Raw genomic sequence first — 26,935 nt, 5'->3', positions numbered from 1 at the left:
GAGGGGGGCGGTGGACTTGACGGTGGACGCGGCGGTGTACGCGGTGCGGAGGCACCGCCGCGGCCGGGCGGGCGCCGCCGGATGACCGTCGGGCCCGTGCTGATCGCCGTCGCGGCTCTCTGGGGAGCGGCGGCCGGCGCGCTGCTGCCCCGGGCGGCGTACCGCTTCTCCGCCCCCGAGGGCGAGCCGTGGCGGGACAGCTGCCCGCGCGGGCACCCGCTGCGGGGCTGGCTCGGCCGACCGCGGTGCGCCCGATGCGCAGGGGGCGCCGGGGCGTACGGCCCGGGTGTCGGGCACGCTCCTGATGCCGCGTCGTGCGGCCCGGGCGCGGGGGACGGGGCGGATGCCGGGTCGTGCGGCCGGGGTGCCGGGGGCGCGGCGGATGCCGGGTCGTACGGCCCCGGTGCCGTCGTCCCCGCCGGCGTGACCGCCCTCGTCTGTGCCGGCCTCGCCGCCGCCACCGGGGTCCGGCCCGAGCTGGCCGTCTGGCTGCTGCTCGCGCCCGTCGGCGTGCTGCTGGCGGTCGTCGACCTGCGGGTGGCGCGGCTGCCCGACCCGCTCACCCTGCCGTTCGCCGGGGTCGCGCTCGCGTTGCTCGGCCTCGCCGCGCTCGTGCCCGGGCACGCCGGGTCCTGGCCCACGGCCCTGCTGGGCGCCCTCGTTCTGGGCGCCGGCTACTTCGTCCTGTGGCTGGTCAACCCCGCCGGCATGGGCTTCGGCGACGTGAAGCTGGCCCTCGGGGCCGGTGCCGTCCTGGGCTGGTACGGCTGGGCCACGGTGATGCTGGGCACCCTCGCCGGATTCCTGCTCGGGGCGCTGTACGGCGGCGCCCTCGTCGTCCTGCGCCGGGCCGGGCGCAGGACCGCCATCCCGTTCGGGCCGTTCCTCGTCGCGGGAGCGTTCCTCGGGGTGCTCGTGGGTGCCTGCACGGCCTGAGGAAGGCCGGGCAAAGCCCCTGGCGTACGCTGGTCGCGTCCGTCCACAACCCTTACGAACCTTGCGAAAGGGACGCCGGTGACCGAGAAGGCCGACCTTCAGCCCATCCTCGACCGTGCCGCCGCCGGTGGGCGGATCACCCCCGAAGAGGCCCTCGTCCTCTACCGCGACGCCCCGCTGCATGCGCTGGGCAGCGCCGCCGACGCCGTGCGCAGGCGGCGGTACGCCGGCACGGAGCACATCGCGACGTACATCATCGAGCGCAACATCAACTACACCAACGTGTGCGTCACGGCGTGCAAGTTCTGCGCCTTCTACGCGGCCCCGAAGGACAAGGCGAAGGGCTGGACCCGCGACCTGGACGACATCCTGCGCCGCTGCGCGGAGACGGTCGAACTGGGCGGCACCCAGATCATGTTCCAGGGCGGTCACCACCCGGACTACGGCGTCGAGTACTACGAGAAGCACTTCTCCGCCATCAAGAAGGAGTTCCCGCAGCTCGTCATCCACAGCCTGGGGGCGAGCGAGGTCGAGCACATGGCCCGGATCTCCGGGGTGTCGGTGGAGGAGGCCATCACCCGCATCCACGAGGCCGGTCTGGACTCCTTCGCCGGCGCCGGCGCCGAACTCCTGCCCGCCCGCCCCCGCAAGGCCATCGCGCCGCTGAAGGAGTCCGGCGAGCGCTGGCTGGAGATCATGGAGATCGCCCACGGGCTGGGTGTGGAGTCGACCTCCACCATGCTCATGGGCACCGGCGAGACCAACGCCGAACGCATCGAGCACCTGCGGATGATCCGGGACGTGCAGGACCGCACCGGCGGCTTCCGCGCCTTCATCCCGTACACCTACCAGCCCGAGAACAACCACCTGAAGGGCCGCACGCAGGCCACCCTCTTCGAGTACCTGCGGATGATCGCGATCGCCCGTCTCTTCCTCGACAACGTCGCGCACATCCAGGGCTCCTGGCTGACCACGGGCAAGGAGGTCGGCCAGCTCTCCCTGCACTACGGCGCCGACGACCTCGGCTCGATCATGCTGGAGGAGAACGTCGTCTCCTCCGCCGGCGCCAAGCACCGCTCCAACCGGCTGGAGATCATCGACCTGATCCGCCGGGCGGACCGCGTCCCGGCGCAGCGCTCGACGACGTACGAGCACCTCGTCGTGCACGACGACCCGGCGAACGACCCCGTCGACGAGCGGGTGATGTCCCACATCTCGTCCACCGCGATCGAGGGCGGCACCGCCCACCCGGAGCTGAAGCTCCTCGCCTCCAACTGAGGCCGCCGTGCTGACGATCCACGTCGCCGAGGCCACGCCCGAAGCGGCCGTCCTGGTCGACGGCGCCCGGATCGCCGCCGTCGGCCCGTACGAGCGGCTGGCCGCAGGCCACCCGCGGGCACGGGTGCGGCGGTGGCCCGGCATCCTCACGCCCGGGCTGGTCAACCCGTACGGCCCCGAACTCCTGGAGCAGGCCTACCACCCCGACCCGCGCGAGGCCGGCCGGCTGGGAACCGAGCCGGTCTTCGGACAGCGCGCGCAGGCGCTGCTGCGCGCCGACGCCTCCGCGCCGGGTGCCAGCGCACGCCGCGGGGTGCAGCGGATGCTGGCGCACGGAACGGTCGCGGTCGCCGGTGAACTGCACGGCCGGGCCGCGCTGGACGCGGTGCGCCGGGCGGGACTCGCCCTGGCCGGGCGTCCGGGCACACCGCCGGGCCCCGCGGCGTTCTCCCCGGTGCCGCTCGTGCTGCTGCCGGGTCTCGCCGCCGGACGGCCCGCGCGGTTCGCGGTGTTCGACGTGCCCGACCGGGCTGCGCTCGTACGCCGGGGCGCATCGACGTGCGTGGCCACCGTCGTGGGCGGCCGTCTGGTGTACAGGGGCGCGTAGGCGGAAGGGGGCAGCCTGCCACAATGGGGGCGTGACCCGCGCCTCCCTGAACAAGCAGCCGCACGAAGTCGCCTCGATGTTCGATGACGTGGCGGAACGGTACGACCTCACGAACGACGTGCTGTCACTCGGCCAGGACCGGGTGTGGCGCAAGGAGGTCGCCCGGGCCGTCGACGCCCGCCCCGCGCAGAAGGTCCTCGACCTCGCCGCCGGGACGGCCACCTCCTCCCTCCCCTTCGCCCGCACCGGCGCCTACGTCGTCCCGTGCGACTTCTCCCTCGGCATGCTCCAGGTCGGCAAGCGGCGGCACGCCTGGCTGCCGTTGACCGCGGGCGACGCCACCCGGCTGCCCTTCGCCGACGACGTCTTCGATGCCGTCACCATCTCCTTCGGGCTGCGCAACGTGCAGGACACGGACGCCGCGCTGCGCGAGATGTACCGGGTGACACGGCCCGGCGGGCGGGTCGTCATCTGCGAGTTCTCCCATCCGACGTGGGCGCCGTTCCGCACCGTCTACACCGAGTACCTGATGCGCGCCCTGCCGCCGGTCGCCCGCGCGGTCTCCTCCAATCCGGAGGCGTACGTCTATCTCGCCGAGTCCATCCGCGCCTGGCCCGACCAGGCCGGCCTGGCCGCGCGGCTGCGCGAGGCCGGCTGGGCGAAGGTGGCCTGGCGCAATCTGACCGGCGGGGTGGTGGCGCTGCACCGGGGGTTCAAGGAGAGCTGACGCCCGGCGGGGCCAGGGGCTGACGCCGGCCGGCTTCGGAGGTCGGACTCCGGGCGGGGGCAGGGGCCCGACGCCCGGCGGGGGCAGAGGCCCGACGCGGGGTGCAGAGGCATGACGCCCGGCGGGCCCGAGTCCGGTCAGAGGGTGCCGGTGCTCGCGAACGACGAGGACGCGGCGGGGTCGCCCGGCTCGGTCAGCTCCCGCGGGAGTCCGCCCCGCGGCGGTCTCGGCGTCCGAGGCTCCCGCATGCCACCGCCGCCCTCGCCCTCCCCGAAGTCCAGCCACACATGGACCACCGAGTCCCGCGGCACCTCGGCACCGGGCTGCGGGTACTGGCGTACGACGTAGTCGACGACGGCGTGCGGGAAGTCGGGCCGGTCCGGCGCGGCCAGGGCCAGGCCCCGCGCCCGGGCCGCCTCCCGCGCGTCCACGGCCATCAGTCCGACAAGGCGCGGTACGCGCACTTCGGGTGTCTTGCGTATGGTGCGCACGAATGTCACCCCCAGCGGTACGGGCAGAGTAACTCCGCCGCGCACCGGCCGGAAGCGCCAAGTGGCGTTCTGTGACATTCGGTTACTGTCCGTCACAGCGTCAGGCGGTAGCAGTGCCCCTCCCGCCCGGACGCCGGCGTGCTGAACACCTCCGCGAGCCGCATGCCCAGTCGCTGCGTGACCGCGATGGACCGGGCGTTGCGGGCGTCGACCATCGCCACCACGTCCGTCACCCCCGCCGCCCGCAACCGCTCAAGCGTCTGCCGCGCCGCCGCGGTGACGTACCCCTTGCCCCAGTGCGCCCGGCCGAGCCGCCAGCCGATCTCGATCTCGCCCGTGGGACCCCAGTCCCACGGCCACGGCTGGGCGCCGGTGAAGCCGATGACCTCGCCGGCCTCGTCGAGCATCGTCCACAGGCAGAAGCCGCGCTCGGCGTCGTGCCGCCGCTGGCGGGCGGTGAGCTCCTCGTACACCGACAGCTCGGCCGGCCTTCCGCCGTGGAACTCCATGACATCGGGGTCGGCGAAGGCCCGGTGCCAGGCGAGGGCGTCCTCGTCCGTGGGAACGCGCAACCGTACAGCGGGGACGGCCCGGTTCACAGGGGCTCGGTTCACGGGGGCTCGGTTCACAGGGGCTCGGTTCACGGAGGCAGCCCTTCGGCCGGGAGATCGATGACGCTGAATAGACTGCCCGTGTCCGGTGCCGGTCGGCACGCAGATTCCGAACCTGGGGGAGATCCCGCCGTGACCGAGCCCCTCTCCGACAACACCGCCGATGTGATCGTCGTGGGCGCGGGGCCAGCCGGCTCCACGACCGCGTACCACCTGGCCCGGGCCGGGCTCGACGTCCTGCTGCTGGAGAAGACCGCCTTCCCGCGCGAGAAGGTCTGCGGCGACGGCCTCACGCCGCGCGCGACCAAGCAGCTCGTGGCGATGGGCATCGACATCTCCGAGGAGGCCGGCTGGCTGCGCAACAAGGGTCTGCGCATCATCGGCGGCGGCGTCCGCCTCCAGCTGGACTGGCCCGAGCTGGCCTCCTTCCCCGACTACGGCCTGGTCCGCAAGCGCGACGACTTCGACGAGCAGCTCGCCCGGCAGGCCCAGAAGGCCGGAGCCCGGCTGTACGAGCGCTGCAACGTCGGCGCCCCGGTCATCGACGACCGCACCGGCCGCATCACGGGCGTGCACGCCAAGCTGGGCGAGGACAAGCGCGAGGTCACCTTCCACGCGCCGTTGGTCGTCGCCGCCGACGGCAACTCCACCCGGCTGTCCCTGGCGATGGGCCTGCACCGCCGCGAGGACCGCCCGATGGGCGTCGCCGTCCGCACGTACTTCGCCAGCCCCCGTCACGAAGACGACTACCTGGAGTCCTGGCTGGAACTGTGGGACCGGCGTGGCGCGCAGGACCGGCTGCTGCCCGGCTACGGCTGGATCTTCGGCATGGGCGACGGGACGAGCAACGTCGGCCTCGGCGTCCTCAACACCTCCGCCTCCTTCCAGGAACTCGACTGGCGCGAGGTGCTGAAGGCCTGGTGCGCCTCCATGCCGGAGGAGTGGGGCTACACGCCGGAGAACATGACCGGGCCCATCCGCGGGGCGGCGCTGCCGATGGCGTTCAACCGCCAGCCCCACTACACCCGCGGTCTGCTGCTCGTCGGCGACGCGGGCGGTCTGGTGAACCCCTTCAACGGCGAGGGCATCGCCTACGCCATGGAGTCCGGCCAGATCGCCGCCGAGGTCATCGTCCAGGCCCACGCGCGCACCACACCGGCCCAGCGCGAGGCGGCCCTCCAGCGCTACCCGCGCGTCCTGAAGGACACCTACGGCGGCTACTACACGCTCGGCCGCGCCTTCGTGAAGCTCATCGGCAACCCGAAGGTCATGCAGATCGCGGCGCAGCGCGGCCTGACGCACCCGATGCTGATGAGGTTCACCCTCAAGCTCCTCGCCAACCTGACCGACCCCACGGGCGGCGACGCGATGGACCGCATCATCAACGGCCTGACCAAAGTGGCGCCCAAGGCGTGACGCGTGCGCCGGCGGGGGCGGGCCCGACGGCCCCGCCCCGCCGGCGCACGGCGAAGGGGCCGCTGCCCCCGAGCGGCTGCGGCCCCTTCACTGACGGCTGTGAACGCGTGTCAGAGCACGCGCACCGCGCCGCTCGGCGGGTCGTAGGACAGCGACGCCTGCTTGACGCCGGTGGACGGGTTCTGCGCGCCGACGAACTGGCCGTCGCCGATGTACACCGCCACGTGGTACGCGCTGCCCGCGCCGCCCCAGTACAGGATGTCGCCCGGCTGGAGGTTGCTCAGCGAGACCTGGGTGCCGGCGGTGGACTGCGACTGCGACACGCGCGGCAGGTCGACGCCGACCTGCTTGAAGGCGGCCTGCACGAGGCCGGAGCAGTCCCAGGAGTTGGGACCGGTGCCGCCGGAGACGTAGGCGTCGCCGACCTGGGCCTGCACGAAGGAGACGACCGCGGCGGCCGAACCGGTGGCCGTGGAGGTGCTCGTGCTCGCGGACGTGTCCGAGGAACCGGTGGAACCGGTGGAGCCGGCGCCCACGGAGGCGCTCAGGGTGGCCCGCTCGCTGCTGCGCGCGGCGCGCTCGGCGGCGGCCTTGCGGGCGGCCTCCTCCTCGGCCCTCTTCCGGGCGGCCTCCTCCGCCGCCTTCTTCTTGGCTTCCTTCAGGTCCGCCTTGGCTTCCTTGGCGGCCTTGGCGGCGGCCGCGTCACGCTCGGCCCGCAGCTCGTAGTTCGCAGCCGCCTGCTGAGTGGCCTCCGCGGACTGGGCGACCTGAGCGGCCAGGTCACCCGTCAGGGTGGGCAGTTCGAGGGTCTGCGTGACCGGCTCGGCGGCGTTCGCCGACCCGGAGGCCCCGGCCACGGCCAGGGTGCTGAGGACGCCACCGGCAACTCCGGCCCGCATCGCGATGGTGGACGCGCTGCGGCGGGGCTTCCGGTGGCTGCGTATGTGAGCGGTGTGGGACATGGAAACAACCGGTATCAGGAGCTCCTCCATACCTTCAAGAAACGTGTGCTGCGCCACAGTTGTTCAGCGAGGCCCCTGAATGCCGGGCGTGTCGCCCTTTATTGACGCCGTAACGGACATAGCGGGCGGCAGTGATACGCCTGTGATCACGGACTTTGATCGTTACGCCCGAATTGCTCCCCGCCTACCACTGGTTGGGACAGTTGGCCAAGCCCGCTTCTCATGAGCCTCTCATCGATGTGGCGGAGGTCACGGAACGGTTACCGCGGCGGTCGCGTCCCGCGTGCCCGCGCCGGCCGGATCCGCTCGTGAACGCGTGCACGCGTCCACATCGCGCCCCGCGCCTCCCCCTGATGTGTGAACGCGCGCTCTAGCAAGAGATCGCGCCCAGTGCCAATTTGCATGCGCGGGAACTCTCTTGATATGGAGACGCCCCCTCTGGCCAGCGACGACGAGTGAAAATGTCACCTCTGGTGATCACTCGGACGCTTCCTGTGTGAAGATCACCGCTGATCCGACTTCATGATCCTTCGTCAGGTGGTGGAGATCACAAAGCTCGTGCAATACCCCGTGTCGCAGATCACAGACCGGCGGGCATAAGATGCGAGGCAGTTGGGCTTGTGACCTGCTTCACATGTTCTCGATCTTCGCCCGGGACGAGCGGGGTTCGTGGGACTGCGGAGGCGGATGTGAGCCCAGTGCAACCGCCAGCAGTCAGTGCCGACTGAGAGGAGCGAGGAGCGGTGAACGCGTATGCGCCCATCCTCGTACTGGGAGCCCTCGGGGCAGGCTTTGCGATCTTCTCCGTGGTCATGGCCACGCTGATCGGTCCGAAGCGGTACAACCGGGCCAAGCTCGAGGCCTACGAGTGCGGTATCGAGCCGACCCCCACGCCGGCCGGCGGCGGGCGCTTCCCGATCAAGTACTACCTGACGGCGATGCTCTTCATCATCTTCGATATCGAGATCGTCTTCCTCTACCCCTGGGCCGTCACCTTCGACGCCCTGGGGCTTTTCGGGCTCGTGGAGATGTTGCTCTTCGTGCTCACCGTCTTCGTCGCGTACGCGTACGTATGGCGGCGCGGCGGCCTGGAATGGGACTGAGGGGCCTTTAGTCATGGGACTCGAAGAAAAACTGCCGAGCGGCTTCCTGCTGACCACCGTCGAGCAGGCCGCGGGCTGGGTGCGCAAGTCGTCCGTCTTCCCCGCCACGTTCGGCCTCGCCTGCTGCGCCATCGAGATGATGACCACCGGCGCCGGCCGCTACGACATGGCGCGCTTCGGCATGGAGGTCTTCCGCGGCTCGCCGCGGCAGGCGGACCTGATGATCGTCGCGGGCCGGGTCAGCCAGAAGATGGCGCCGGTGCTGCGGCAGGTCTACGACCAGATGCCGAACCCCAAGTGGGTGATCTCCATGGGGGTCTGCGCCTCCTCGGGCGGCATGTTCAACAACTACGCGATCGTGCAGGGCGTCGACCACGTCGTCCCGGTCGACATCTATCTCCCGGGCTGTCCGCCACGGCCCGAGATGCTGCTGGACGCCATCCTCAAGCTCCACCACAAGATCCAGAACTCCAAGCTCGGCGTGAACGCCGAGGAGGCGGCCCGCGAGGCGGAGGAGGCGGCGCTCAAGGCCCTGCCCACGATCGAGATGAAGGGGCTGCTGCGATGAGCGACGCGAACAACACCGCGGGCGACGCGAACGGCGCGAACCCCGAGAAGGACCTCTCCGCCCAGAACCTCCCCGGCCAGCGCGGTCAGGGCGGCGAGGAGATCCGCGTCCAGCGCGGCATGTTCGGCGCCGACAACGGCGGCGACACCTCCGGCTACGGCGGTCTGGTCCGCTCGGTCCGACTCCCGGGGCCGGCGAGCAGGCCGTACGGCGGCTGGTTCGACGAGGTCGCCGACGAGCTGGAGGGCGCCCTGGAGGAGCAGGGCCTGCTGCCCGACAACGCCATCGAGAAGACGGTCGTCGACCGCGGCGAGCTGACCTTCCACATCGAACGCGAGCACCTGGTCCGCGTCGCCCGCACCCTGCGCGACGACCCGGCCCTGCGCTTCGAACTGTGCACCGGCGTCAGCGGCGTCCACTACCCGAACGACAAGGGCCGCGAGCTGCACGCCGTCTACCACCTGCGCTCGATCACCCACAACCGGCTGATCCGGCTGGAGGTCAGCGCCCCCGACAGCGACCCGCACATCCCGTCGCTGTTCTCCGTCTATCCGACGAACGACTGGCACGAGCGCGAGACGTACGACTTCTTCGGCATCGTCTTCGACGGTCACCCGGCCCTGACGCGGATCATGATGCCGGACGACTGGCAGGGCCATCCGCAGCGCAAGGACTACCCCCTCGGCGGCATCCCCGTCGAGTACAAGGGCGCCCAGATCCCGGCTCCGGACCAGCGGAGGTCGTACTCATGAGCACTTCGCACGCCTCTCCTCGGGAGACCACCGAGGGCACCGTCTACACGGTCACCGGCGGCGACTGGGACGAGGTCGTCCAGTCCGCGGCCCGCGCCGACGACGAGCGCATCGTCGTCAACATGGGCCCGCAGCACCCGTCCACCCACGGCGTGCTCCGTCTGATCCTGGAGATCGACGGTGAGACCGTCACCGAGGCCCGGTGCGGCATCGGCTACCTGCACACCGGCATCGAGAAAAACCTCGAGTACCGGACGTGGACCCAGGGCACCACGTTCGTGACGCGCATGGACTACCTGACGTCGTTCTTCAACGAGGCGGCGTACTGCCTGGCGGTCGAGCGGCTGCTCGGCATCGAGGACCAGATCCCGGACCGGGCCACCGTCATCCGGGTGCTCCTGATGGAGCTGAACCGGCTGTCGTCCCACCTGGTGTGCATCGCCACCGGCGGCATGGAGCTGGGCGCCACCACGATCATGATCTACGGCTTCCGGGATCGTGAACTGATTCTCGACATCTACGAGCTGATCACCGGACTGCGGATGAACCACGCGTACATCCGCCCCGGCGGACTCGCCCAGGACCTGCCCCCCGGCTCGGTGGACCACATCCGCGAGTTCGTGAAGCAGATGAAGAAGAACCTCCCGGAGTACGACAAGCTCGCCACCGGGAACCCCATCTTCAAGGCCCGCATGCAGGACATCGGCTATCTCGACCTGGCCGGCTGCATGGCGCTGGGCGCCACCGGCCCGATCCTGCGCTCCACCGGTCTGCCGCACGACCTGCGCAAGGCCCAGCCGTACTGCGGCTACGAGACATACGACTTCGACGTTCCGACCGCCGACACCTGCGACTCCTACGGCCGCTTCCTGATCCGCCTGGAGGAGATGCGCCAGTCGCTGAGGATCATCGAGCAGTGCCTGGACCGGTTGCAGCCCGGCCCGGTCATGGTCGGCGACAAGAAGATCGCCTGGCCCGCCCAGCTCGCCCTGGGACCGGACGGACTGGGCAACTCCCTCGACCACATCAAGAAGATCATGGGCACCTCCATGGAGGCCCTGATCCACCACTTCAAGCTGGTCACCGAGGGCTTCCGCGTGCCGCCGGGACAGGCGTACGTGGCGGTCGAGTCACCCAAGGGCGAGCTCGGGGCGCACGTCGTCTCCGACGGCGGCACCCGCCCCTACCGGGTCCACTTCCGGGACCCGTCCTTCACCAACCTGCAGGCGATGGCGGCGATGTGCGAGGGCGGCCAGGTCGCCGACGTCATCGTCGCCGTCGCGTCCATCGACCCCGTGATGGGAGGCGTCGACCGGTGACCACCAGTTCTTCGGAGCAGGGCGTCAGCCTCGGCATGCCCGAGCTGCCCGCGCCCGGCTACCCGGACGACGTCCGAGCACGGCTGGAGTCCGACGCGCACGAGATCATCGCCCGCTACCCGGACTCCCGGTCCGCCCTGCTGCCGCTGCTGCACCTCGTGCAGTCGGAGGAGGGCCACGTCACGCGCACCGGTATGCAGTTCTGTGCGGACGTACTCGGCCTGACCACGGCCGAGGTCACGGCCGTCGCCACCTTCTACACCATGTACCGGCGCAAGCCCTCCGGCGACTACCAGGTCGGGGTCTGCACCAACACCCTGTGCGCGGTGATGGGCGGCGACGCCATCTTCGAGGACCTCCAGGAGCACCTGGGCGTCGGCAACGGCGAGACCACCGACGACGGCAAGGTCACGCTGGAGCACATCGAGTGCAACGCGGCCTGCGACTACGCCCCGGTCGTGATGGTCAACTGGGAGTTCTTCGACAACCAGACCCCGGCGAGCGCCCGCCGCCTCGTCGACGACCTCCGCGCGGGCCGGCCGGTCACCCCGACGCGCGGGGCACGCCTGTGCACCTTCAAGGAGACCGCCCGGATCCTGGCCGGCTTCCCCGACGGCCGCGAGGGCGCGCTCGAGGCCGGGGGAAGCGGCGGACCCGCCTCCCTGGTCGGCCTGAAGCTGGCGAAGGGCGAGGCCTCCGCCGCGCGCGTGGTGCACCCGCGGGACGGCGGGCCGCACGACGCGCCGCACGACCGGGCCGTGCACGACCCGTCGCCGACGGAGCACCTCAGCTCGCACGACGCGCCGCAGGACACATCGGCCTCCGACCCCGCCAACCCGGCGGGTCCTGTCGCCGAGGAGGGGGAGTGATGACCTTGGCAGCCGAGATCAAGGACACCAGCCCGGAGAAGCTGCTCGCACCCGTGCTGTCGGCCTTCTGGGACGAGGACAGGTCCTGGACCCTGGACGTCTACCGGAGGCACGAGGGGTACGAGGGGCTCCGCAAGGCGCTGGCGATGTCGCCGGACGACCTGATCGCGTACGTCAAGGACTCCGGTCTGCGCGGACGCGGCGGCGCGGGGTTCCCCACGGGGATGAAGTGGCAGTTCATTCCCCAGGGGGACGGCAAGCCTCACTATCTGGTTGTCAACGCCGACGAGTCGGAGCCGGGCACCTGCAAGGACATCCCGCTCCTCTTCGCGAACCCGCACAGCCTCATCGAGGGCATCGTGATCGCGTGCTACGCCATCAGGTCGTCGCATGCCTTCATCTACCTGCGGGGTGAAGTCGTCCCCGTGCTGCGGCGGCTGCACTCGGCCGTCGCCGAGGCCTACGCGGCGGGCTTCCTCGGCGAGAACATCCTGGGCAGCGGACTCGACCTCGACGTCACCGTGCACGCGGGCGCGGGCGCGTACATCTGCGGTGAGGAGACCGCACTGCTCGACTCGCTCGAAGGCCGCCGTGGCCAACCGCGGCTTCGTCCCCCCTTCCCTGCTGTCGCGGGCCTCTACGCGTGCCCGACTGTGGTGAACAACGTCGAGTCGATCGCCTCGGTTCCCGCGATCCTGAACAAAGGCAAGGAATGGTTCAGGTCGATGGGCAGCGAGAAGTCCCCGGGCTTCACGCTCTACTCGCTCAGCGGCCACGTCGCCAGCCCCGGCCAGTACGAGGCTCCGCTCGGCATCACGCTGCGCCAGCTCCTCGACATGAGCGGGGGCATGCGCCCCGGTCACCGGCTGAAGTTCTGGACACCGGGCGGCTCCTCGACGCCGATGTTCACCGACGAGCACCTCGACGTCCCTCTTGACTACGAAGGAGTGGGCGCCGCGGGTTCCATGCTCGGCACCAAGGCCCTGCAGTGCTTCGACGAGACGACCTGCGTCGTCCGCGCCGTCACCCGCTGGACCGAGTTCTACGCCCACGAGTCCTGCGGCAAGTGCACCCCCTGCCGCGAGGGGACGTACTGGCTCGTGCAGCTGCTGCGCGACATCGAGGCCGGCAAGGGGTCGATGGACGACCTCGACAAACTGAACGACATCGCCGACAACATCAACGGCAAGTCCTTCTGCGCCCTCGGCGACGGCGCCGCCTCGCCGATCTTCTCCTCGCTCAAGTACTTCCGCGAGGAGTACGAGCAGCACATCACGGGCCGCGGCTGCCCCTTCGACCCGGCCAGGTCGACGGCCTGGGCCGACCACCGTACGGAGGTGAACGCATGACCGTACAGCAATCCGACAGCGGCTCCGCCGCGGGCCAGCGCTCCTCCGGCGGGGGAGAGGCGGCGGTCCCGCCCGAGGACCTCGTGACGCTGACGATCGACGGCATCGAGATCAGCGTGCCCAAGGGCACCCTGGTCATCCGGGCCGCCGAACAGCTCGGCATCGAGATCCCCCGGTTCTGCGACCACCCGCTGCTCGACCCGGCCGGCGCCTGCCGCCAGTGCATCGTCGAGGTCGAGGGCCAGCGCAAGCCGATGGCGTCCTGCACCATCACCTGCACCGACGGAATGGTGGTGAAGACCCAGCTCACCTCGCCGGTCGCGGAGAAGGCCCAGCACGGCGTGATGGAGCTGCTGCTCATCAACCACCCGCTGGACTGCCCGGTCTGCGACAAGGGCGGCGAGTGCCCGCTGCAGAACCAGGCCATGTCGCACGGCAACGAGGAGTCCCGCTTCGAGGGAAAGAAGCGGACCTTCGAGAAGCCGGTGCCGATCTCCACGCAGGTGCTGCTCGACCGCGAGCGGTGCGTGCTGTGCGCCCGCTGCACCCGCTTCTCCAACCAGGTCGCGGGCGACCCGATGATCGAACTGCTCGAACGCGGCGCACTCCAGCAGGTCGGCACCGGCGAGGGCGACCCCTTCGAGTCGTACTTCTCCGGCAACACCATCCAGATCTGCCCGGTCGGCGCGCTCACCTCGGCGGCCTACCGGTTCCGCTCCCGCCCCTTCGACCTGGTGTCCTCCCCGAGCGTGTGCGAGCACTGCTCGGGCGGCTGCGCCACCCGCACCGACCACCGGCGAGGCAAGGTCATGCGGCGCCTGGCGGCCGACGACCCCGAGGTCAACGAGGAGTGGATCTGCGACAAGGGACGCTTCGCGTTCCGGTACGCGCAGTTGCGGGACCGGCTGGAGACACCGCTCGTACGGAACGCGGAGGGTGAACTGGAGCCGGCCTCCTGGCCGGAGGCGCTGCAGATCGCAGCCCAGGGGCTGCTCGCCTCCCGGGGCCGCACCGGCGTCCTGACCGGCGGCCGGCTCACCGTCGAGGACGCCTACGCGTACAGCAAGTTCGCGCGCGTGGCGCTCGACACCAACGACATCGACTTCCGCGCGCGCGTGCACAGCGGCGAGGAGGCCGACTTCCTGGCCGCCCGGGTCGCCGGCCGCGGCCGTGACCTGGACGGCACGGGCGTCACGTACACCGCCCTGGAGAAGGCGCCCGCCGTCCTGCTGGTCGGATTCGAGGCCGAGGAGGAGGCGCCCGGCGTCTTCCTGCGGCTGCGCAAGGCCTGGCGCAAGCACGGACAGCGGGTCTTCTCGCTGGCCACGCACGCCACGCGGGGCCTGGAGAAGGCCGGCGGCACGCTGCTGCCGGCGGCTCCCGGCACCGAGACCGAGTGGCTCGACGCGCTCGCGAGCGGCGTCGGACTGGAGGACCCGGGCAACGCCGCGGCCGAGGCGCTGCGCACCGAGGGCGCGGTGATCGTCGTCGGCGAGCGGCTGGCGGCCGTCGCCGGTGGCCTCACCGCCGCCGTACGGACCGCCTCGGCGACCGGCGCCCGGCTGGTGTGGATCCCGCGCCGGGCCGGGGAGCGCGGGGCGATCGAGGCGGGCGCGCTGCCGTCGCTGCTGCCGGGCGGGCGTCCGGCCACCGATCCGCGGGCGCGTGAGGAGGTCGCCGCCGTCTGGGGCGTCGCCGGCCTGCCCCACCGCTACGGACGGGACACCGGCCAGATCGTCGAGGCCGCCGCGACCGGCGAACTCCAGGCGCTGCTGGTGGCGGGCGTGGAGGTCGCCGACCTGCCGGACCCGGCACGCGCGCGTGCGGCACTCGCCGAGGTCGGCTTCGTGGTGTCGCTGGAGCTGCGGCCCAGCGAGGTCACCGAACTCGCCGACGTCGTGCTGCCCGTCGCGGCGGTCGCCGAGAAGTCCGGCACCTTCCTCAACTGGGAGGGGCGGGTGCGCTCCTTCGAGGCCGCGCTCAAGCCCGACCACATGACCCGGCGCCTCGCGCCCACGGACGCGCGCGTGCTGCAGATGGTGGCCGACGCCATGGACGTCCACCTCGGCCTGCCCGATCTGCGGACCGTGCGCGCGGAGATCGACCGGCTCGGCGCCTGGGACGGCCCGACGGCCACCGAGCCGATCGAGACCGCGGGCGCGCTGCCCCGGCCCGCCGCCGGGGAGGCCGTGCTCGCCGGTCACCGGCTCCTGCTCGACCAGGGCGTCCTCCAGCTCGGGGACGAGGCGCTCGCCGGTACCCGGCACGCGGCACACGCGCGCCTGTCGGCCGCCACGGCCGCCGAGGCCGGGGTCAAGGACGGCGATGTCCTGGCGGTCACCGGGGTCGCCGGGACCGTCGAACTGCCCCTGGAGGTCACGGACATGCCGGACCGGGTGGTCTGGCTCCCGCTGAACTCCGCCGGCACCGGCGTCGCCTCCGACGCCGGGGTGCTGCCCGGCTCCCTCGTCCGCATCGGCCCGGCGACGCCCGTCGGCGCGGCCCCCAAGGAGGTGGAGGCATGAGCCCGTACCTCGCCGCAGAAGACCTCTCGATGTTCGGCCGCGACCCCTGGTGGCTGATCCTCATCAAGGCGGTGTTCTGCTTCGCCTTCCTGATGGTGACGGTGCTGATCTCCATCGTGATGGAGCGCAAGGTCGTCGCCTGGATGCAGCGGCGCATCGGCCCCAACCGGCACGGCCCCTGGGGCATGCTCCAGTCGCTCGCCGACGGCGTGAAGCTGATGCTGAAGGAAGACGTCATCGTCAAACGCGCGGACAAGGCGGTGTACGTCCTCGCGCCGATCGTCGCGGCCATCCCGGCCTTCATGGCGATCGCGGTGATCCCCTTCGGGCCGGCCGGCAACGAGATCTCGATCTTCGGGCAGCGCACCACGATGCAGCTGACCGACCTGCCGATCGCGCTGCTCTACATCCTCGCCATCGGCTCCCTCGGCGTGTACGGGTTCGTCCTCGCCGGCTGGTCCTCCGGATCGACCTACCCCCTGCTCGGCGGCATCCGCTCGTGCGCGCAGATCATCTCGTACGAGATCGCCATGGGCGCCGCCTTCGCCTCGGTGTTCCTCTACTCCGGGTCGATGTCGACCTCGGCGGTCGTGGGAGCCCAGCAGGAGCGCTGGTACGTCCTGCTGCTGCCGCTGTCGTTCCTGATCTACATGGTGACGATGGTGGGCGAGTCCAGCCGGGCGCCGTTCGACATGCCGGAGTCCGAGGGCGACCTGGTGGGCGGCTTCAACACCGAGTACAGCTCCATCAAGTTCGCGATGTTCATGCTCTCCGAGTACATCCACATGGTGACCGTGTCGATGATCGCGGTGACGCTGTTCCTGGGTGGCTGGCGGGCTCCCTGGCCGATCAGCACCTTCTGGGAGGGCGCGAACCACGGCTGGTGGCCGATGCTCTGGTTCGTCGTCAAGCTCCAGATGCTGATCTTCTTCTTCGTCTGGCTGCGGGGCACCCTCCCCAGGGTCCGCTACGACCAGCTGATGAAGCTCGGCTGGAAGGTCCTCATCCCGGTCTCCCTGGTGTGGCTGATGATGGTCGCCACCGTGCGGGCGCTGCGGAACGAGAACTACGACTTCACCGAGATCGCCCTTTACGTCGGCGGCGGCGTCCTCATCCTGCTCCTGCTCTCCTTCGTCGTCGACATGTTCCGCGAGAAGGCCGGGCAGGCGGAGCGGCCCGCCGGGGAACCGCCCGCGTTCGACCCGATGGCCGGCGGGTTCCCCGTGCCGCCGCTGCCGGGACAGGAGTTGCCGCCGGTGCCGCGCCGCCGCCCGCGCCATGAGCGGGAGCTGGTTGTCAGTGGCGGGACCGATACTCAGAGTGACGGACCGCTGGGTGGATCTACGGAGGGAAAGGAGGCGTCCGATGGCTGAGGAGCCCAAGGAGACCAAGCCCGGTTTCCAGAACCCCGTGGCCGGCTTCGGCGTGACCTTCAGGGCCATGTTCAAGAAGCGGCTGACCGAGCAGTACCCGGAGCAGCGGAAGACCACGGCCCCGCGCTTCCACGGACGGCACCAGCTCAACCGCCATCCGGACGGCCTGGAGAAGTGCGTGGGCTGCGAGCTGTGCGCGTGGGCGTGTCCCGCCGACGCGATCTACGTGGAGGGCGCGGACAACACCGACGAGGAGCGCTACTCCCCGGGCGAGCGGTACGGCCGCGTCTACCAGATCAACTACGCCCGCTGCATCCTGTGCGGCCTGTGCATCGAGGCGTGCCCCACGCGCGCGTTGACGATGACCAACGAGTTCGAGCTGGCCGACTCCACTCGTGCCGACCTCATCTTCACCAAGGAGCAACTGCTCGCCGGTCTCGAGGAGGGCATGGTCGACACCCCGCACGCCATCTACCCGGGCACGGACGAGCAGGACTACTACCGGGGGCTGGTGACGGAGGCCGCGCCCGGCACCCAGCCGCAGGTCGCCCACTCCAAGGGAGAGGTGGTCCAGGAGGCCGCCTCGACCTTCGGCGAGGAGGAGCCCGCGTCGGAGAAGGTGATCCGCCGATGACCGAGCAGCTCGCCGCCTACTCCACCTCCACCGGAGAGGCGATCCAGTTCTGGGTCCTCGGCACGATCGCCGTGATCGGCGCCCTGTGCACCATCCTCATGAGGCGAGCGGTGCACAGTGCGCTCTGCCTCGCCGGGACCATGATCATTCTGGCGGTGTTCTACCTCGCCAACGGTGCCTACTTCCTGGGCGTCGTCCAGATCATCGTCTACACCGGCGCGATCATGATGCTGTTCCTGTTCGTGGTGATGCTCGTCGGCGTCACCGCGGCCGACTCGCTGAAGGAGACCATCAAGGGCCAGCGCTGGCTGGCCCTGCTGTGCGGGCTCGGCTTCGGCATCCTGCTGGCCGGCGGCATCGGCAACGCCTCCCTGACGGAGTTCGACGGCCTCGCCCAGGCGAACGCGAACGGCAACGTGGAGGGCCTCGCCGCCCTGATGTTCACCAGGTACGTCTTCGCCTTCGAGATCACCGGCGCCCTGCTCATCACGGCCGCCGTCGGCGCCATGGTGCTCACCCACCGCGAGCGCACCGAGCGGGCCAAGACCCAGCGGGAACTGGCCGAGCAGCGCGTGCGCGAGGGCACCTACCTGCCGCCGCTGCCGGCGCCCGGCGTCTACGCCCGGCACAACGCCGTCGACATCGCCGGCCTGCTGCCCGACGGCACGCCGTCCGACCTCACCGTCAGCAAGACGCTGCGGGAGCGCGGCCAGATCCGTGACGTGTCGCAGGAGGCCCTCAACGACCTCAGGGCGCTGGAGCAGCGCGCGGAGGAGCGGCTGGAGCGCAAGGCGATCGGCCCGGCCAACTTCAAGCGGGCCGAGGAGGCATCCAAGTGAACCCCGTCAATTACCTCTACCTCGCGGCCCTGTTGTTCACGATCGGCGCCACGGGCGTGCTGATCCGGCGCAACGCGATCGTCGTGTTCATGTGCGTCGAGCTGATGCTCAACGCCTGCAACCTCGCTTTCGTCGCCTTCTCCCGGATGCACGGCAATCTCGACGGCCAGATCATCGCCTTCTTCACGATGGTCGTCGCCGCCGCGGAGGTCGTGGTCGGGCTCGCGATCATCGTGTCCCTGTTCCGTTCCCGCCACTCGGCCTCGGTCGACGACGCCAGCCTGATGAAGCTGTGAGGGGTCGCTAGAACCGTGATTAACGCTGAGAACCTGATCGCGCTGCTGGTGGCGGCGCCCCTGCTCGGAGCGGCGGTGCTGCTGTGCGGCGGCCGCCGGCTGGACGCCGTCGGCCACTGGATCGGCACCCTGCTCGCCGCCGTGTCCTTCGTCCTCGGTGTCGTCCTCTTCACCGACATGCTGGGCAAGGGCGCCGAGGACCGCACGCTCACCCAGCACCTGTTCAGCTGGATCCCGGTCGAGGGCTTCCAGGCCGACGTCGCCTTCCGGCTCGACCAGCTGTCGATGACGTTCGTCCTGCTGATCACCGGCGTCGGCTCGCTGATCCACCTGTACTCCATCGGGTACATGGAGCACGACGAGCGGCGCCGCCGCTTCTTCGGCTACCTGAACCTGTTCCTCGCGGCGATGCTGATCCTCGTCCTCGCCGACAACTACCTGCTGCTGTACGTCGGCTGGGAGGGCGTCGGTCTCGCCTCCTTCCTGCTGATCGGCTTCTGGCAGCACAAGCCGAGTGCCGCCACGGCCGCGAAGAAGGCCTTCCTGGTCAACCGCGTCGGCGACATGGGTCTGTCCATCGCGATCATGCTGATGTTCCTGTGGTTCGGCACCTTCGCCTTCGGGCCGGTGCTCGGCGGCCACGGGGAGGCCGGTCTCGCGGGCGAGGCCGGCGAGGGCAAGCTGACCGCGATCGCCCTGATGCTGCTGCTCGCCGCCTGCGGCAAGTCCGCCCAGGTGCCGCTGCAGTCCTGGCTCGGCGACGCCATGGAGGGCCCCACCCCGGTGTCCGCCCTGATCCACGCCGCGACCATGGTGACGGCGGGCGTGTACCTGATCGTCCGGTCCGGCGCGATCTTCAACGGCGCGCCCGACGCACAACTGGTGGTCGCCATCGTCGGCGCGGTCACGCTCCTGTTCGGTGCGATCGTCGGTTGCGCGAAGGACGACATCAAGAAGGCACTGGCCGGCTCGACCATGTCGCAGATCGGCTACATGGTCCTGGCCGCGGGCCTCGGCCCGATCGGCTACGTCTTCGCGATCATGCACCTGGTGACGCACGGCTTCTTCAAGGCCGGCCTGTTCCTCGGCGCCGGCTCGGTGATGCACGGCATGAACGACGAGGTCGACATGCGCCGCTACGGCGGACTGCGCAAGTACATGCCGGTCACCTTCGTCACCTTCGGCCTCGGGTACCTCGCCATCATCGGCTTCCCGGGCCTGTCCGGCTTCTTCTCCAAGGACAAGATCATCGAGGCGGCGTTCGCCAAGGGCGGCACCGAGGGCTGGATCCTCGGCGGCGTGGCCCTGCTGGGCGCGGCCATCACGGCGTACTACATGACGCGCATGATGCTGATGACGTTCTTCGGCGAGGAGCGCTGGCGCAACGCCCCGACGCCGTCCCCGGCCGAGCCGGACGTGGAACCGGCCGCCGAGACACGCGGCGAGTACACCCCGCCGCACCCGCACGAGTCGCCGAAGGTCATGACGATCCCGATGATCGTGCTCGCCTTCGGGTCGGTCTTCGCGGGCGCGTTCTTCGGCATCGGCGACCGGTTCGTGCACTGGCTGGAGCCGATCACCGCCCACGTGCACGGCCACCCGCCGGTCAGCGCCCTCACGGTGACGCTGGCCACGGTCGCCGTGATGGTCATCGGCGTCGCGATCGCCTGGGCGCAGTACGGCCGCCGCCCGGTCCCGGCCGTCGCCCCGCGCGGGTCGCTGCTCACCCGGGCCGCCCGGCGCGACCTGCTCCAGGACGACTTCAACCACGTCGTCCTGGTCCGCGGCGGCGAACACCTCACGCGCTCCCTGGTGTACGTCGACCACAGCCTGGTCGACGGCGTCGTCAACGGCACGGCGGCCTCGGTCGGCGGCCTGTCCGGGCGGATGCGCAGGCTGCAGAACGGCTTCGCGCGCTCGTATGCGGTCTCGATGTTCGGCGGTGCGGCGGTCCTCGTCGCCGCGACCCTGCTGATGAGGGCGGTCTGATACCGATGTCCTTTCCCCTGCTGACAGCGACGGCGCTGCTCCCGGCCGTCGGGGCGATCGCCACGGCCGCCGTGCCGGCCGCGAAACGCACCGCGGCCAAGTGGCTGGCGCTGCTGTTCTCGCTGGCCACACTCGCTCTCGCGATCGCGGTCCTGGTCCGCTTCGACCCCGGCGGCGACCGCTACCAGCTCACCGAGTCCCACGCCTGGATCGCGGACTTCGGCGTCAGGTACGAGCTGGGCGTGGACGGCATCGCGGTGGCGCTGATCGCGCTGACCGCCGTACTGATCCCGTTCATCATCCTCGCGGGCTGGCACGACGCCGACCCGCTGGAGACCGGCAGCAGGCGCTGGCGGCCCACCCAGGGCTTCTTCGCCCTGATCCTGCTGGTCGAGGCGATGGTGATCCTCTCCTTCGAGGCCACCGACGTCTTCCTCTTCTACATCTTCTTCGAAGCCATGCTCATCCCGATGTACTTCCTCATCGGCGGCTTCGGGGACCGTGCCCACGAGCACGGCGAGAAGGCGGCGGCCACGCAACGGTCGTACGCGGCGGTGAAGTTCCTGCTCTACAACCTGGCCGGCGGACTGATCATGCTGGCCGCGGTGATCGGCCTGTACGTCGTCGCCGGGAACTTCTCGCTCACGGAGATCGCCCAGGCCCGCGCCGACGGCGAGCTCCAGATGGCGACCAGCACCGAGCGCTGGCTGTTCCTCGGCTTCTTCTTCGCCTTCGCGGTGAAGGCGCCGCTGTGGCCGCTGCACACCTGGCTGCCCAACGCCATGCAGGAATCCACCGCCCCGGTCGCCGTGCTGATCACGGCGGTCGTCGACAAGGTGGGCACCTTCGCGATGCTCCGCTTCTGCCTCCAGCTGTTCCCGGAGGCCAGTAAGTGGGCGACGCCCGCCATCCTGGTCCTCGCGCTGATCAGCATCATCTACGGCGCGCTGCTGGCGGTCGGCCAGCGGGACATCAAGCGGCTGGTGGCCTACGCGTCGATCTCGCACTTCGGCTTCATCATCATGGGCATCTTCGCGATGACCAGTCAGGGCCAGTCCGGCGCGACGCTCTACATGGTCAACCACGGCATCTCGACCGCCGCGCTGATGCTGGTGGCCGGCTTCCTGATCTCGCGGCGCGGCTCGCGGCTCATCGCCGACTACGGCGGTGTGCAGAAGGTCGCCCCGGTGCTCGCCGGCACGTTCCTGATCGGCGGGCTCGCGACGCTGTCGCTGCCGGGCCTCGCACCCTTCGTGAGCGAGTTCCTGGTGCTGGTCGGCACGTTCACCCGCTACCCGGTGGTCGGCATCATCGCCACCTTCGGCATCGTCCTCGCCGCGCTCTACACCCTCGTCCTCTACCAGCGGACGATGACGGGCCCGGTGAAGCCGGAGCTCGCCAAGATGCCGGATCTGCGCGTGCGTGAGCTGGTGGTGGTGGGGCCGCTGGTGGCCCTGCTGATCGTCCTGGGCGTCTACCCGAAGCCGCTCACGGACGTGGTCAACCCGGCGGTCGAGCAGACCATGTCGGATGTACAGAAGAAGGACCCCCAGCCCGAGGTGGAGGCGGCCAAGTGAGCGCAACAGCCGTCCACAGCCTGTGGACAACGGCGGCAACCGCGGCCGAACCGATCGCGAAGATCGATGCGCCGAAGATCGAGTACGGGCAGTTGGCGCCCATCCTGATCATCGTCGGTGCGGCGGTCGTCGGGATTCTCGTCGAGGCGCTGGTACCGCGCCGATCCCGCTATCACGTGCAGATGTTCCTCTCCGCCGTCGCGCTCACCGCCGCCTTCGCCGCGGTCGTCGCGCTCGCGGCGAACGGGTACGGCACCACCAGGGCGGGCATCGCCGCCATGGGCGCGCTCGCCGTCGACGGACCGGCCCTCTTCCTGCAGGGCACCATCCTGCTGGCCGGCCTGGTCGCACTGTTCACCTTCGCCGAGCGCCGCCTCGACCCGGCGGCGCACGGCAACCGCGTGGACTCCTTCGCCGCACAGGCGGCGTCCGTGCCGGGCAGCGAGAGCGAGAAGAACGCGGTCAAGGCGGGCTTCGCCACCACCGAGGTCTTCCCGCTGCTGCTCTTCGCCGTCGCCGGCATGCTGGTCTTCCCGGCGGCCAACGACCTGCTGACGCTGTTCGTGGCGCTGGAGGTCTTCTCGCTCCCCCTCTACCTGATGTGCGCGCTCGCCCGCCGCAAGCGGCTGATGTCGCAGGAAGCGGCGGTCAAGTACTTCCTGCTCGGCGCGTTCGCCTCCGCGTTCACGCTGTTCGGCATCGCCCTGCTCTACGGCTACGCGGGCTCGATGTCGTACGGGACGATCGCCCAGGTCGTCAACGGTACGGTGGAGACCGTCACCCCGGCGCTCGCCCAGACCATGGGCAACGACGCGCTGCTCCTCGTCGGCTCGGCCCTCGTCGTCATGGGCCTGCTGTTCAAGGTGGGTGCGGTGCCGTTCCACATGTGGACGCCGGACGTGTACCAGGGCGCGCCGACGCCGGTGACCGGATTCATGGCGGCGGCGACCAAGGTGGCGGCCTTCGGCGCGCTGCTGCGGATCCTGTACGTCGTCCTGCCCGGCCTGCGCTGGGACTGGCGGCCGGTGATGTGGGCGGTGGCGATCGTCACCATGCTGGGCGGTGCGATCGTGGCGATCACGCAGACCGACATCAAGCGGCTGCTGGCGTACTCGTCGATCGCGCACGCGGGCTTCATCCTCGCCGGTGTGATCGCGACCACGCCGGACGGTGTCTCCTCGGTCCTCTTCTACCTGGCGGCGTACTCGTTCGTGACGATCGGCGCCTTCGCGGTGGTCACGCTGGTCCGGGACGCGGGAGGCGAGGCGACCCACCTGTCCAAGTGGGCGGGGCTCGGCCGCCGGTCACCGCTGGTGGCTGCGGTGTTCGCGGTGTTCCTGCTGGCCTTCGCGGGCATTCCGCTGACCTCCGGGTTCGCGGGCAAGTTCGCCGTGTTCAAGGCGGCGGCGGAGGGCGGCGCGGCGCCGCTGGTCGTGATCGGTGTGATCTCCTCGGCGATCGCGGCGTTCTTCTACATCCGGGTCATCGTGCTGATGTTCTTCAGCGAGCCCCGGCCGGAAGGCCCGACGGTCGCGGTGCCGTCGCCGCTGACGATGACGGCGATCGGCGTGGGCGTGGCGGTCACGGTGGTGCTCGGCGTGGCGCCGCAGTACTTCCTGGACCTCGCGGGTCAGGCGGGCGTGTTCGTGCGCTGACGCGGCACGGCTCCTGTGGAACGGGCGGCCCGGCACCCTTCGGGGGGTGCCGGGCCGCTTGCTGTCCGGACCGGGACTACTCGCCGCCGCCCCGGCGCGGCTTGATGCCGGTGAGGTCGAGGTCCGCCGGGAACGGAGCGCTCACCTTCATACGCTCCCGGAAGATGCCCACGCTGGTGTAGGCACCCGTGGTGGGCTCCAGCTCGAAGGCGTGCACGGCGGCGAGGCCCTTCTCGTTCTCCACCCGCCAGTAGTGGGGGATACCGGCCCGGGCGTACTTCAGGGGCTTGGTCTCGCGGTCGCGGGAGACGGAGTCCTCGGAGACGACCTCGACAGCCAGAAGTACGGCGTCCGCCGGAAACCGGGTTTGCTGAGGATCTTCGACCGCCTCGCTCCGCACCACGACCACGTCTGGTTCCGGCCGGTTCTGGCGGTCGAGGTCGATGGTGAATTCACGGAACACTTCGAAGTCCGCCGGCGCCAGGGACTGGAGCTGCCACTTGAAGAAGTCGATGGCGCGCTCATGGAAGATGGTCTGCGGACACACGAAGACGAGGCTCCCGTCGATCAGTTCCGTGTGCGGAGGAAGATTCGGAAGCCGGTCCAGGTCGTCGGCGGTCCAGCCGCCTTTCGGCGGGGTCGGCCAGGTGGGCGTGGACGCCTTCGGTGCGACGCTCATCAGTGCTCCCATGGGACGGAGTCTCGCCGGTGCAATCAGACTATCCGCCGTAAACGGACGGGTCTCCCGCGAACGTGTGAACGACGTCCGTGTCCTTGACGTGGGCGGCGACGGTGACCGTCCTGTGGATAACTCGGGGGCTGTCGGTCCGGGCCCCTATCGTGGAGGCAGTGGTCGGGACAGGACAGACGGGGCAGGACGTACGGGGGGCGAGACGATGGGCGGGACGGGCGTGATCGGCGGGACCGGCGAGATGACAGGGACGGTGTCGGACGGCGAGGCGGTGGCCGCGCTGCGCCGGGTCTTCGGTTACGAGGCCTTCCGCGGTGAGCAGGAAGCGGTCATCGAACACGTGGTGGCAGGCGGCGACGCCGTCGTGCTCATGCCGACCGGCGGCGGCAAGTCGCTCTGCTACCAGATCCCGTCCCTGGTCCGGCCCGGTACGGGCATCGTGGTCTCGCCGCTGATCGCGCTCATGCAGGACCAGGTGGACGCGCTGCGGGCGCTGGGCGTGCGCGCCGGTTTCATGAACTCGACGCAGGACTTCGACGAGCGGCGCATGGTGGAGGCGGAGTTCCTGGCCGGGGAGCTGGACCTGCTCTACCTGGCCCCGGAGCGGCTGCGTCTGGACAGCACCCTCGAACTGCTCTCCCGCGGCAAGATCGCCGTCTTCGCGATCGACGAGGCGCACTGCGTCTCGCAGTGGGGCCACGACTTCCGGCCCGACTACCTGTCCCTGTCCCTGCTCGGCGAGCGCTGGCCGGACGTGCCCCGGATCGCGCTCACGGCGACGGCCACGCACGCGACCCACCGGGAGATCACCGAGCGGCTGAACATGCCGACGGCCCGGCACTTCGTGGCCAGCTTCGACCGGCCCAACATCCAGTACCGGATCGTGCCGAAGACGGACGCCAAGAAGCAGCTGCTCGCCTTCCTGCGCGAGGAGCACGCCGGCGACGCGGGCATCGTGTACTGCCTCTCCCGTAACTCCGTCGAGAAGACCGCCGAGTTCCTGACCCGCAACGGCATCGAGGCGGTGCCGTACCACGCGGGCCTGGACGCGGGCACCCGCGCGGCGCACCAGGCGAGGTTCCTCCGTGAGGAGGGCCTGGTGGTGGTGGCGACCATCGCCTTCGGCATGGGCATCGACAAGCCGGACGTGCGCTTCGTCGCCCACCTCGACCTGCCCAAGTCGGTCGAGGGCTACTACCAGGAGACCGGCCGCGCCGGCCGCGACGGGCTCCCGTCGACGGCGTGGATGGCGTACGGCCTCAACGACGTCGTCCAGCAGCGCAAGCTGATCCAGTCCGGCGAGGGGGACGAGGCGTTCCGCCGCCGCGCCCAGGCGCATCTGGACGCCATGCTGGCGCTGTGCGAGACCGCCCGGTGCCGCCGCGGTCAGCTCCTCGCCTACTTCGGGCAGGACCCGGACCCGTCGGGCTGCGGCAACTGCGACACCTGCCTCACCCCGCCGGAGACCTGGGACGGCACGGTCGCCGCGCAGAAGGTGCTGTCGACGGTGGTGCGGCTCAAGCGCGAGCGCGGGCAGAAGTTCGGCGCGGGACAGATCATCGACATCCTGCTGGGCAAGCGGACCGCCAAGGTGATCCAGTTCGACCACGACCAGCTCTCCGTGTTCGGCATCGGCGAGGAACTGACGGAGGGCGAGTGGCGGGGCGTCGTCCGGCAGTTGCTGGCCCAGGGGCTGCTCGCGGTCGAGGGGGAGTACGGCACGCTGGTGCTGACCGACGCCAGCGCGGCGGTGCTGCGCAGAGAGCGGGAGGTGCCGCTGCGCAAGGAGCCGAAGAAGCCGGCGGCGGCGCGCGCGTCCGGTGGCTCGCGGGGCGACCGCAAGCCCAAGGCCGCCGCGGCGGAGCTCCCCGAGGAACTGCTGCCCGCCTTCGAGGCGCTGCGCGCCTGGCGTGCGGAGCAGGCCCGCGAACAGGGCGTTCCGGCGTACGTCATCTTCCACGACGCCACGCTCCGCGAGATCGCCACGGTGTGGCCCACCTCGGTCGCGCAGCTCGGCGGCATCAGCGGGGTCGGCGAGAAGAAGCTGGCGACGTACGGGGAGGGTGTGCTGGAGGTACTGGGCGGGCTCGGCGGCCCGTCCGGAGCGACGGCGCCGAGCGCGGCCCCGGGCGCGGCCCCGGGCGCGGCCCCGGGCGCGGCCCCGGGCGCGGGGAGTGCAGCGGGTGCAGCGGGTGCGGCTGACGGCGGCCCGGACGACTGGCCCGAGGAGGAGCCCGAACCGGGTCCCGACGACTGGATGTAAGCGAATCTGCGGTACGAGGCGCGCGCTCGGTTCACCGGCGCCAGGTCAGCAGCGTCCAGGGCTGCAGGCTTCAGCTGCTAGAAGCGCGCCCCAGCGCTGGAGTCC

General features: G+C 70.6%; 25 protein-coding genes. 21 read left to right on the top strand and 4 right to left on the bottom strand.

The annotated features are described in order from the left end of the window. Window positions 1-81 precede the first annotated feature (81 nt). The 4 genes from ACLGIH_RS13990 to ACLGIH_RS13975 all read left to right on the top strand — a co-directional run bounded on the left by ACLGIH_RS13990 (window position 82) and on the right by ACLGIH_RS13975 (window position 3,548). Complete coding sequence (locus ACLGIH_RS13990) at window positions 82-936, top strand: prepilin peptidase (RefSeq protein ID WP_416525571.1); 855 nt, start codon at window positions 82-84, stop codon at window positions 934-936. A gap of 78 nt (window positions 937-1,014) precedes the next feature. Next, complete coding sequence (mqnC, locus tag ACLGIH_RS13985; protein WP_416525570.1) at window positions 1,015-2,214, top strand: cyclic dehypoxanthinyl futalosine synthase; 1,200 nt, start codon at window positions 1,015-1,017, stop codon at window positions 2,212-2,214. 7 nt (window positions 2,215-2,221) lie between these two features. Beyond that, entirely contained in the window at window positions 2,222-2,821 is a 600-nt protein-coding gene (locus ACLGIH_RS13980) for an imidazolonepropionase-like domain-containing protein (protein ID WP_416525569.1), read from the top strand. Window positions 2,822-2,852: 31 nt separating this feature from the next. Further along, window positions 2,853-3,548 (top strand): demethylmenaquinone methyltransferase, encoded by a 696-nt coding sequence (locus ACLGIH_RS13975; protein ID WP_416525568.1) that lies wholly within the window; start codon window positions 2,853-2,855, stop codon window positions 3,546-3,548. Between the two features lie 137 nt (window positions 3,549-3,685). On the opposite strand, the gene ACLGIH_RS13970 is transcribed toward ACLGIH_RS13975, so the two are convergent. Both ACLGIH_RS13970 and ACLGIH_RS13965 read right to left on the bottom strand, forming a co-directional pair. Further along, entirely contained in the window at window positions 3,686-4,012 is a 327-nt protein-coding gene (locus tag ACLGIH_RS13970) for a PASTA domain-containing protein (protein WP_416529374.1), read from the bottom strand. A 119-nt stretch (window positions 4,013-4,131) separates the two neighbouring features. Further along, a complete protein-coding gene (locus tag ACLGIH_RS13965; RefSeq protein WP_416525567.1) occupies window positions 4,132-4,611 on the bottom strand; it encodes a GNAT family N-acetyltransferase in 480 nt (159 codons plus the stop codon). On the opposite strand from ACLGIH_RS13965, the gene ACLGIH_RS13960 reads away from it, so the two are divergent. Both ACLGIH_RS13960 and ACLGIH_RS13955 read left to right on the top strand, forming a co-directional pair. Beyond that, window positions 4,547-4,714, top strand: coding sequence for a pentapeptide repeat-containing protein (locus tag ACLGIH_RS13960; protein ID WP_416525566.1), 168 nt, complete (start codon window positions 4,547-4,549; stop codon window positions 4,712-4,714). The two genes, ACLGIH_RS13965 and ACLGIH_RS13960, sit on opposite strands and share 65 nt — an antisense overlap. Window positions 4,715-4,782: 68 nt before the next feature. Then, the gene (locus ACLGIH_RS13955) at window positions 4,783-6,066 is read left to right on the top strand and encodes a geranylgeranyl reductase family protein (RefSeq protein ID WP_416525565.1); all 1,284 of its coding nucleotides are present in this window, start codon (window positions 4,783-4,785) and stop codon (window positions 6,064-6,066) included. 110 nt (window positions 6,067-6,176) lie between these two features. Here the strand turns inward: ACLGIH_RS13955 and ACLGIH_RS13950 are convergent, their stop codons facing one another. Continuing rightward, window positions 6,177-7,028 (bottom strand): C40 family peptidase, encoded by an 852-nt coding sequence (locus tag ACLGIH_RS13950; RefSeq protein WP_416525564.1) that lies wholly within the window; start codon window positions 7,026-7,028, stop codon window positions 6,177-6,179. 743 nt (window positions 7,029-7,771) lie between these two features. Between ACLGIH_RS13950 and ACLGIH_RS13945 the strand changes: the two genes are divergently transcribed. Genes ACLGIH_RS13945 through nuoN form a run of 14 tightly spaced genes read left to right on the top strand, consistent with a single transcriptional unit; the run spans window position 7,772 to window position 23,876 of the window. Next, window positions 7,772-8,131, top strand: coding sequence for an NADH-quinone oxidoreductase subunit A (locus tag ACLGIH_RS13945; protein ID WP_007490928.1), 360 nt, complete (start codon window positions 7,772-7,774; stop codon window positions 8,129-8,131). Between the two features lie 13 nt (window positions 8,132-8,144). Beyond that, window positions 8,145-8,699 carry a NuoB/complex I 20 kDa subunit family protein gene (locus tag ACLGIH_RS13940; RefSeq protein ID WP_416525563.1) on the top strand — a complete coding sequence of 185 codons (555 nt, stop codon included), beginning with the start codon at window positions 8,145-8,147 and terminating at the stop codon, window positions 8,697-8,699. After that, window positions 8,696-9,451 (top strand): NADH-quinone oxidoreductase subunit C, encoded by a 756-nt coding sequence (locus ACLGIH_RS13935; protein ID WP_416525562.1) that lies wholly within the window; start codon window positions 8,696-8,698, stop codon window positions 9,449-9,451. Before ACLGIH_RS13940 ends, ACLGIH_RS13935 begins: the two co-directional genes overlap by 4 nt. Continuing rightward, on the top strand, window positions 9,448-10,770 hold the full coding sequence (locus tag ACLGIH_RS13930; protein WP_416525561.1) for an NADH-quinone oxidoreductase subunit D: 1,323 nt from the start codon (window positions 9,448-9,450) through the stop codon (window positions 10,768-10,770). The genes ACLGIH_RS13935 and ACLGIH_RS13930 overlap by 4 nt, the downstream gene beginning before the upstream one ends. Further along, window positions 10,767-11,639: an NADH-quinone oxidoreductase subunit NuoE gene (gene nuoE / locus ACLGIH_RS13925; protein ID WP_416525560.1), complete on the top strand. Its 873-nt coding sequence runs from the start codon at window positions 10,767-10,769 to the stop codon at window positions 11,637-11,639. Before ACLGIH_RS13930 ends, nuoE begins: the two co-directional genes overlap by 4 nt. Then, the gene (gene nuoF, locus ACLGIH_RS13920) at window positions 11,636-12,988 is read left to right on the top strand and encodes an NADH-quinone oxidoreductase subunit NuoF (protein WP_416525559.1); all 1,353 of its coding nucleotides are present in this window, start codon (window positions 11,636-11,638) and stop codon (window positions 12,986-12,988) included. The genes nuoE and nuoF overlap by 4 nt, the downstream gene beginning before the upstream one ends. Continuing rightward, entirely contained in the window at window positions 12,985-15,513 is a 2,529-nt protein-coding gene (locus ACLGIH_RS13915) for an NADH-quinone oxidoreductase subunit G (protein WP_416525558.1), read from the top strand. The genes nuoF and ACLGIH_RS13915 overlap by 4 nt, the downstream gene beginning before the upstream one ends. Continuing rightward, on the top strand, window positions 15,510-16,886 hold the full coding sequence (gene nuoH / locus ACLGIH_RS13910; protein WP_416525557.1) for an NADH-quinone oxidoreductase subunit NuoH: 1,377 nt from the start codon (window positions 15,510-15,512) through the stop codon (window positions 16,884-16,886). The genes ACLGIH_RS13915 and nuoH overlap by 4 nt, the downstream gene beginning before the upstream one ends. Further along, entirely contained in the window at window positions 16,879-17,520 is a 642-nt protein-coding gene (nuoI, locus tag ACLGIH_RS13905) for an NADH-quinone oxidoreductase subunit NuoI (RefSeq protein ID WP_416525556.1), read from the top strand. Before nuoH ends, nuoI begins: the two co-directional genes overlap by 8 nt. Then, window positions 17,517-18,359 carry an NADH-quinone oxidoreductase subunit J gene (locus tag ACLGIH_RS13900; protein WP_416525555.1) on the top strand — a complete coding sequence of 281 codons (843 nt, stop codon included), beginning with the start codon at window positions 17,517-17,519 and terminating at the stop codon, window positions 18,357-18,359. The genes nuoI and ACLGIH_RS13900 overlap by 4 nt, the downstream gene beginning before the upstream one ends. Then, window positions 18,356-18,655 (top strand): NADH-quinone oxidoreductase subunit NuoK, encoded by a 300-nt coding sequence (nuoK, locus tag ACLGIH_RS13895; RefSeq protein ID WP_004927567.1) that lies wholly within the window; start codon window positions 18,356-18,358, stop codon window positions 18,653-18,655. Before ACLGIH_RS13900 ends, nuoK begins: the two co-directional genes overlap by 4 nt. An 18-nt stretch (window positions 18,656-18,673) precedes the next feature. Next, complete coding sequence (nuoL, locus tag ACLGIH_RS13890; RefSeq protein ID WP_416529373.1) at window positions 18,674-20,644, top strand: NADH-quinone oxidoreductase subunit L; 1,971 nt, start codon at window positions 18,674-18,676, stop codon at window positions 20,642-20,644. Between the two features lie 5 nt (window positions 20,645-20,649). Continuing rightward, window positions 20,650-22,221 carry an NADH-quinone oxidoreductase subunit M gene (locus ACLGIH_RS13885; RefSeq protein WP_416525554.1) on the top strand — a complete coding sequence of 524 codons (1,572 nt, stop codon included), beginning with the start codon at window positions 20,650-20,652 and terminating at the stop codon, window positions 22,219-22,221. Next, window positions 22,218-23,876, top strand: a complete 1,659-nt coding sequence (gene nuoN, locus ACLGIH_RS13880) for an NADH-quinone oxidoreductase subunit NuoN (protein WP_416525553.1) — start codon at window positions 22,218-22,220, stop codon at window positions 23,874-23,876. Before ACLGIH_RS13885 ends, nuoN begins: the two co-directional genes overlap by 4 nt. Before the next feature lie 76 nt (window positions 23,877-23,952). Here the strand turns inward: nuoN and ACLGIH_RS13875 are convergent, their stop codons facing one another. Beyond that, the gene (locus ACLGIH_RS13875; protein WP_416525552.1) at window positions 23,953-24,555 is read right to left on the bottom strand and encodes a Uma2 family endonuclease; all 603 of its coding nucleotides are present in this window, start codon (window positions 24,553-24,555) and stop codon (window positions 23,953-23,955) included. Between the two features lie 217 nt (window positions 24,556-24,772). On the opposite strand from ACLGIH_RS13875, the gene recQ reads away from it, so the two are divergent. Then, window positions 24,773-26,830: a DNA helicase RecQ gene (gene recQ / locus ACLGIH_RS13870; protein ID WP_416525551.1), complete on the top strand. Its 2,058-nt coding sequence runs from the start codon at window positions 24,773-24,775 to the stop codon at window positions 26,828-26,830. Window positions 26,831-26,935: the final 105 nt, after the last annotated feature.

Source organism: Streptomyces hamibioticus (genome assembly GCF_047946815.1).
GTDB lineage: Bacteria > Actinomycetota > Actinomycetes > Streptomycetales > Streptomycetaceae > Streptomyces.
The sequence above is the reverse complement of the archived record's forward strand: the minus strand, read 5'-3'. Positions and strand labels throughout refer to the sequence as shown.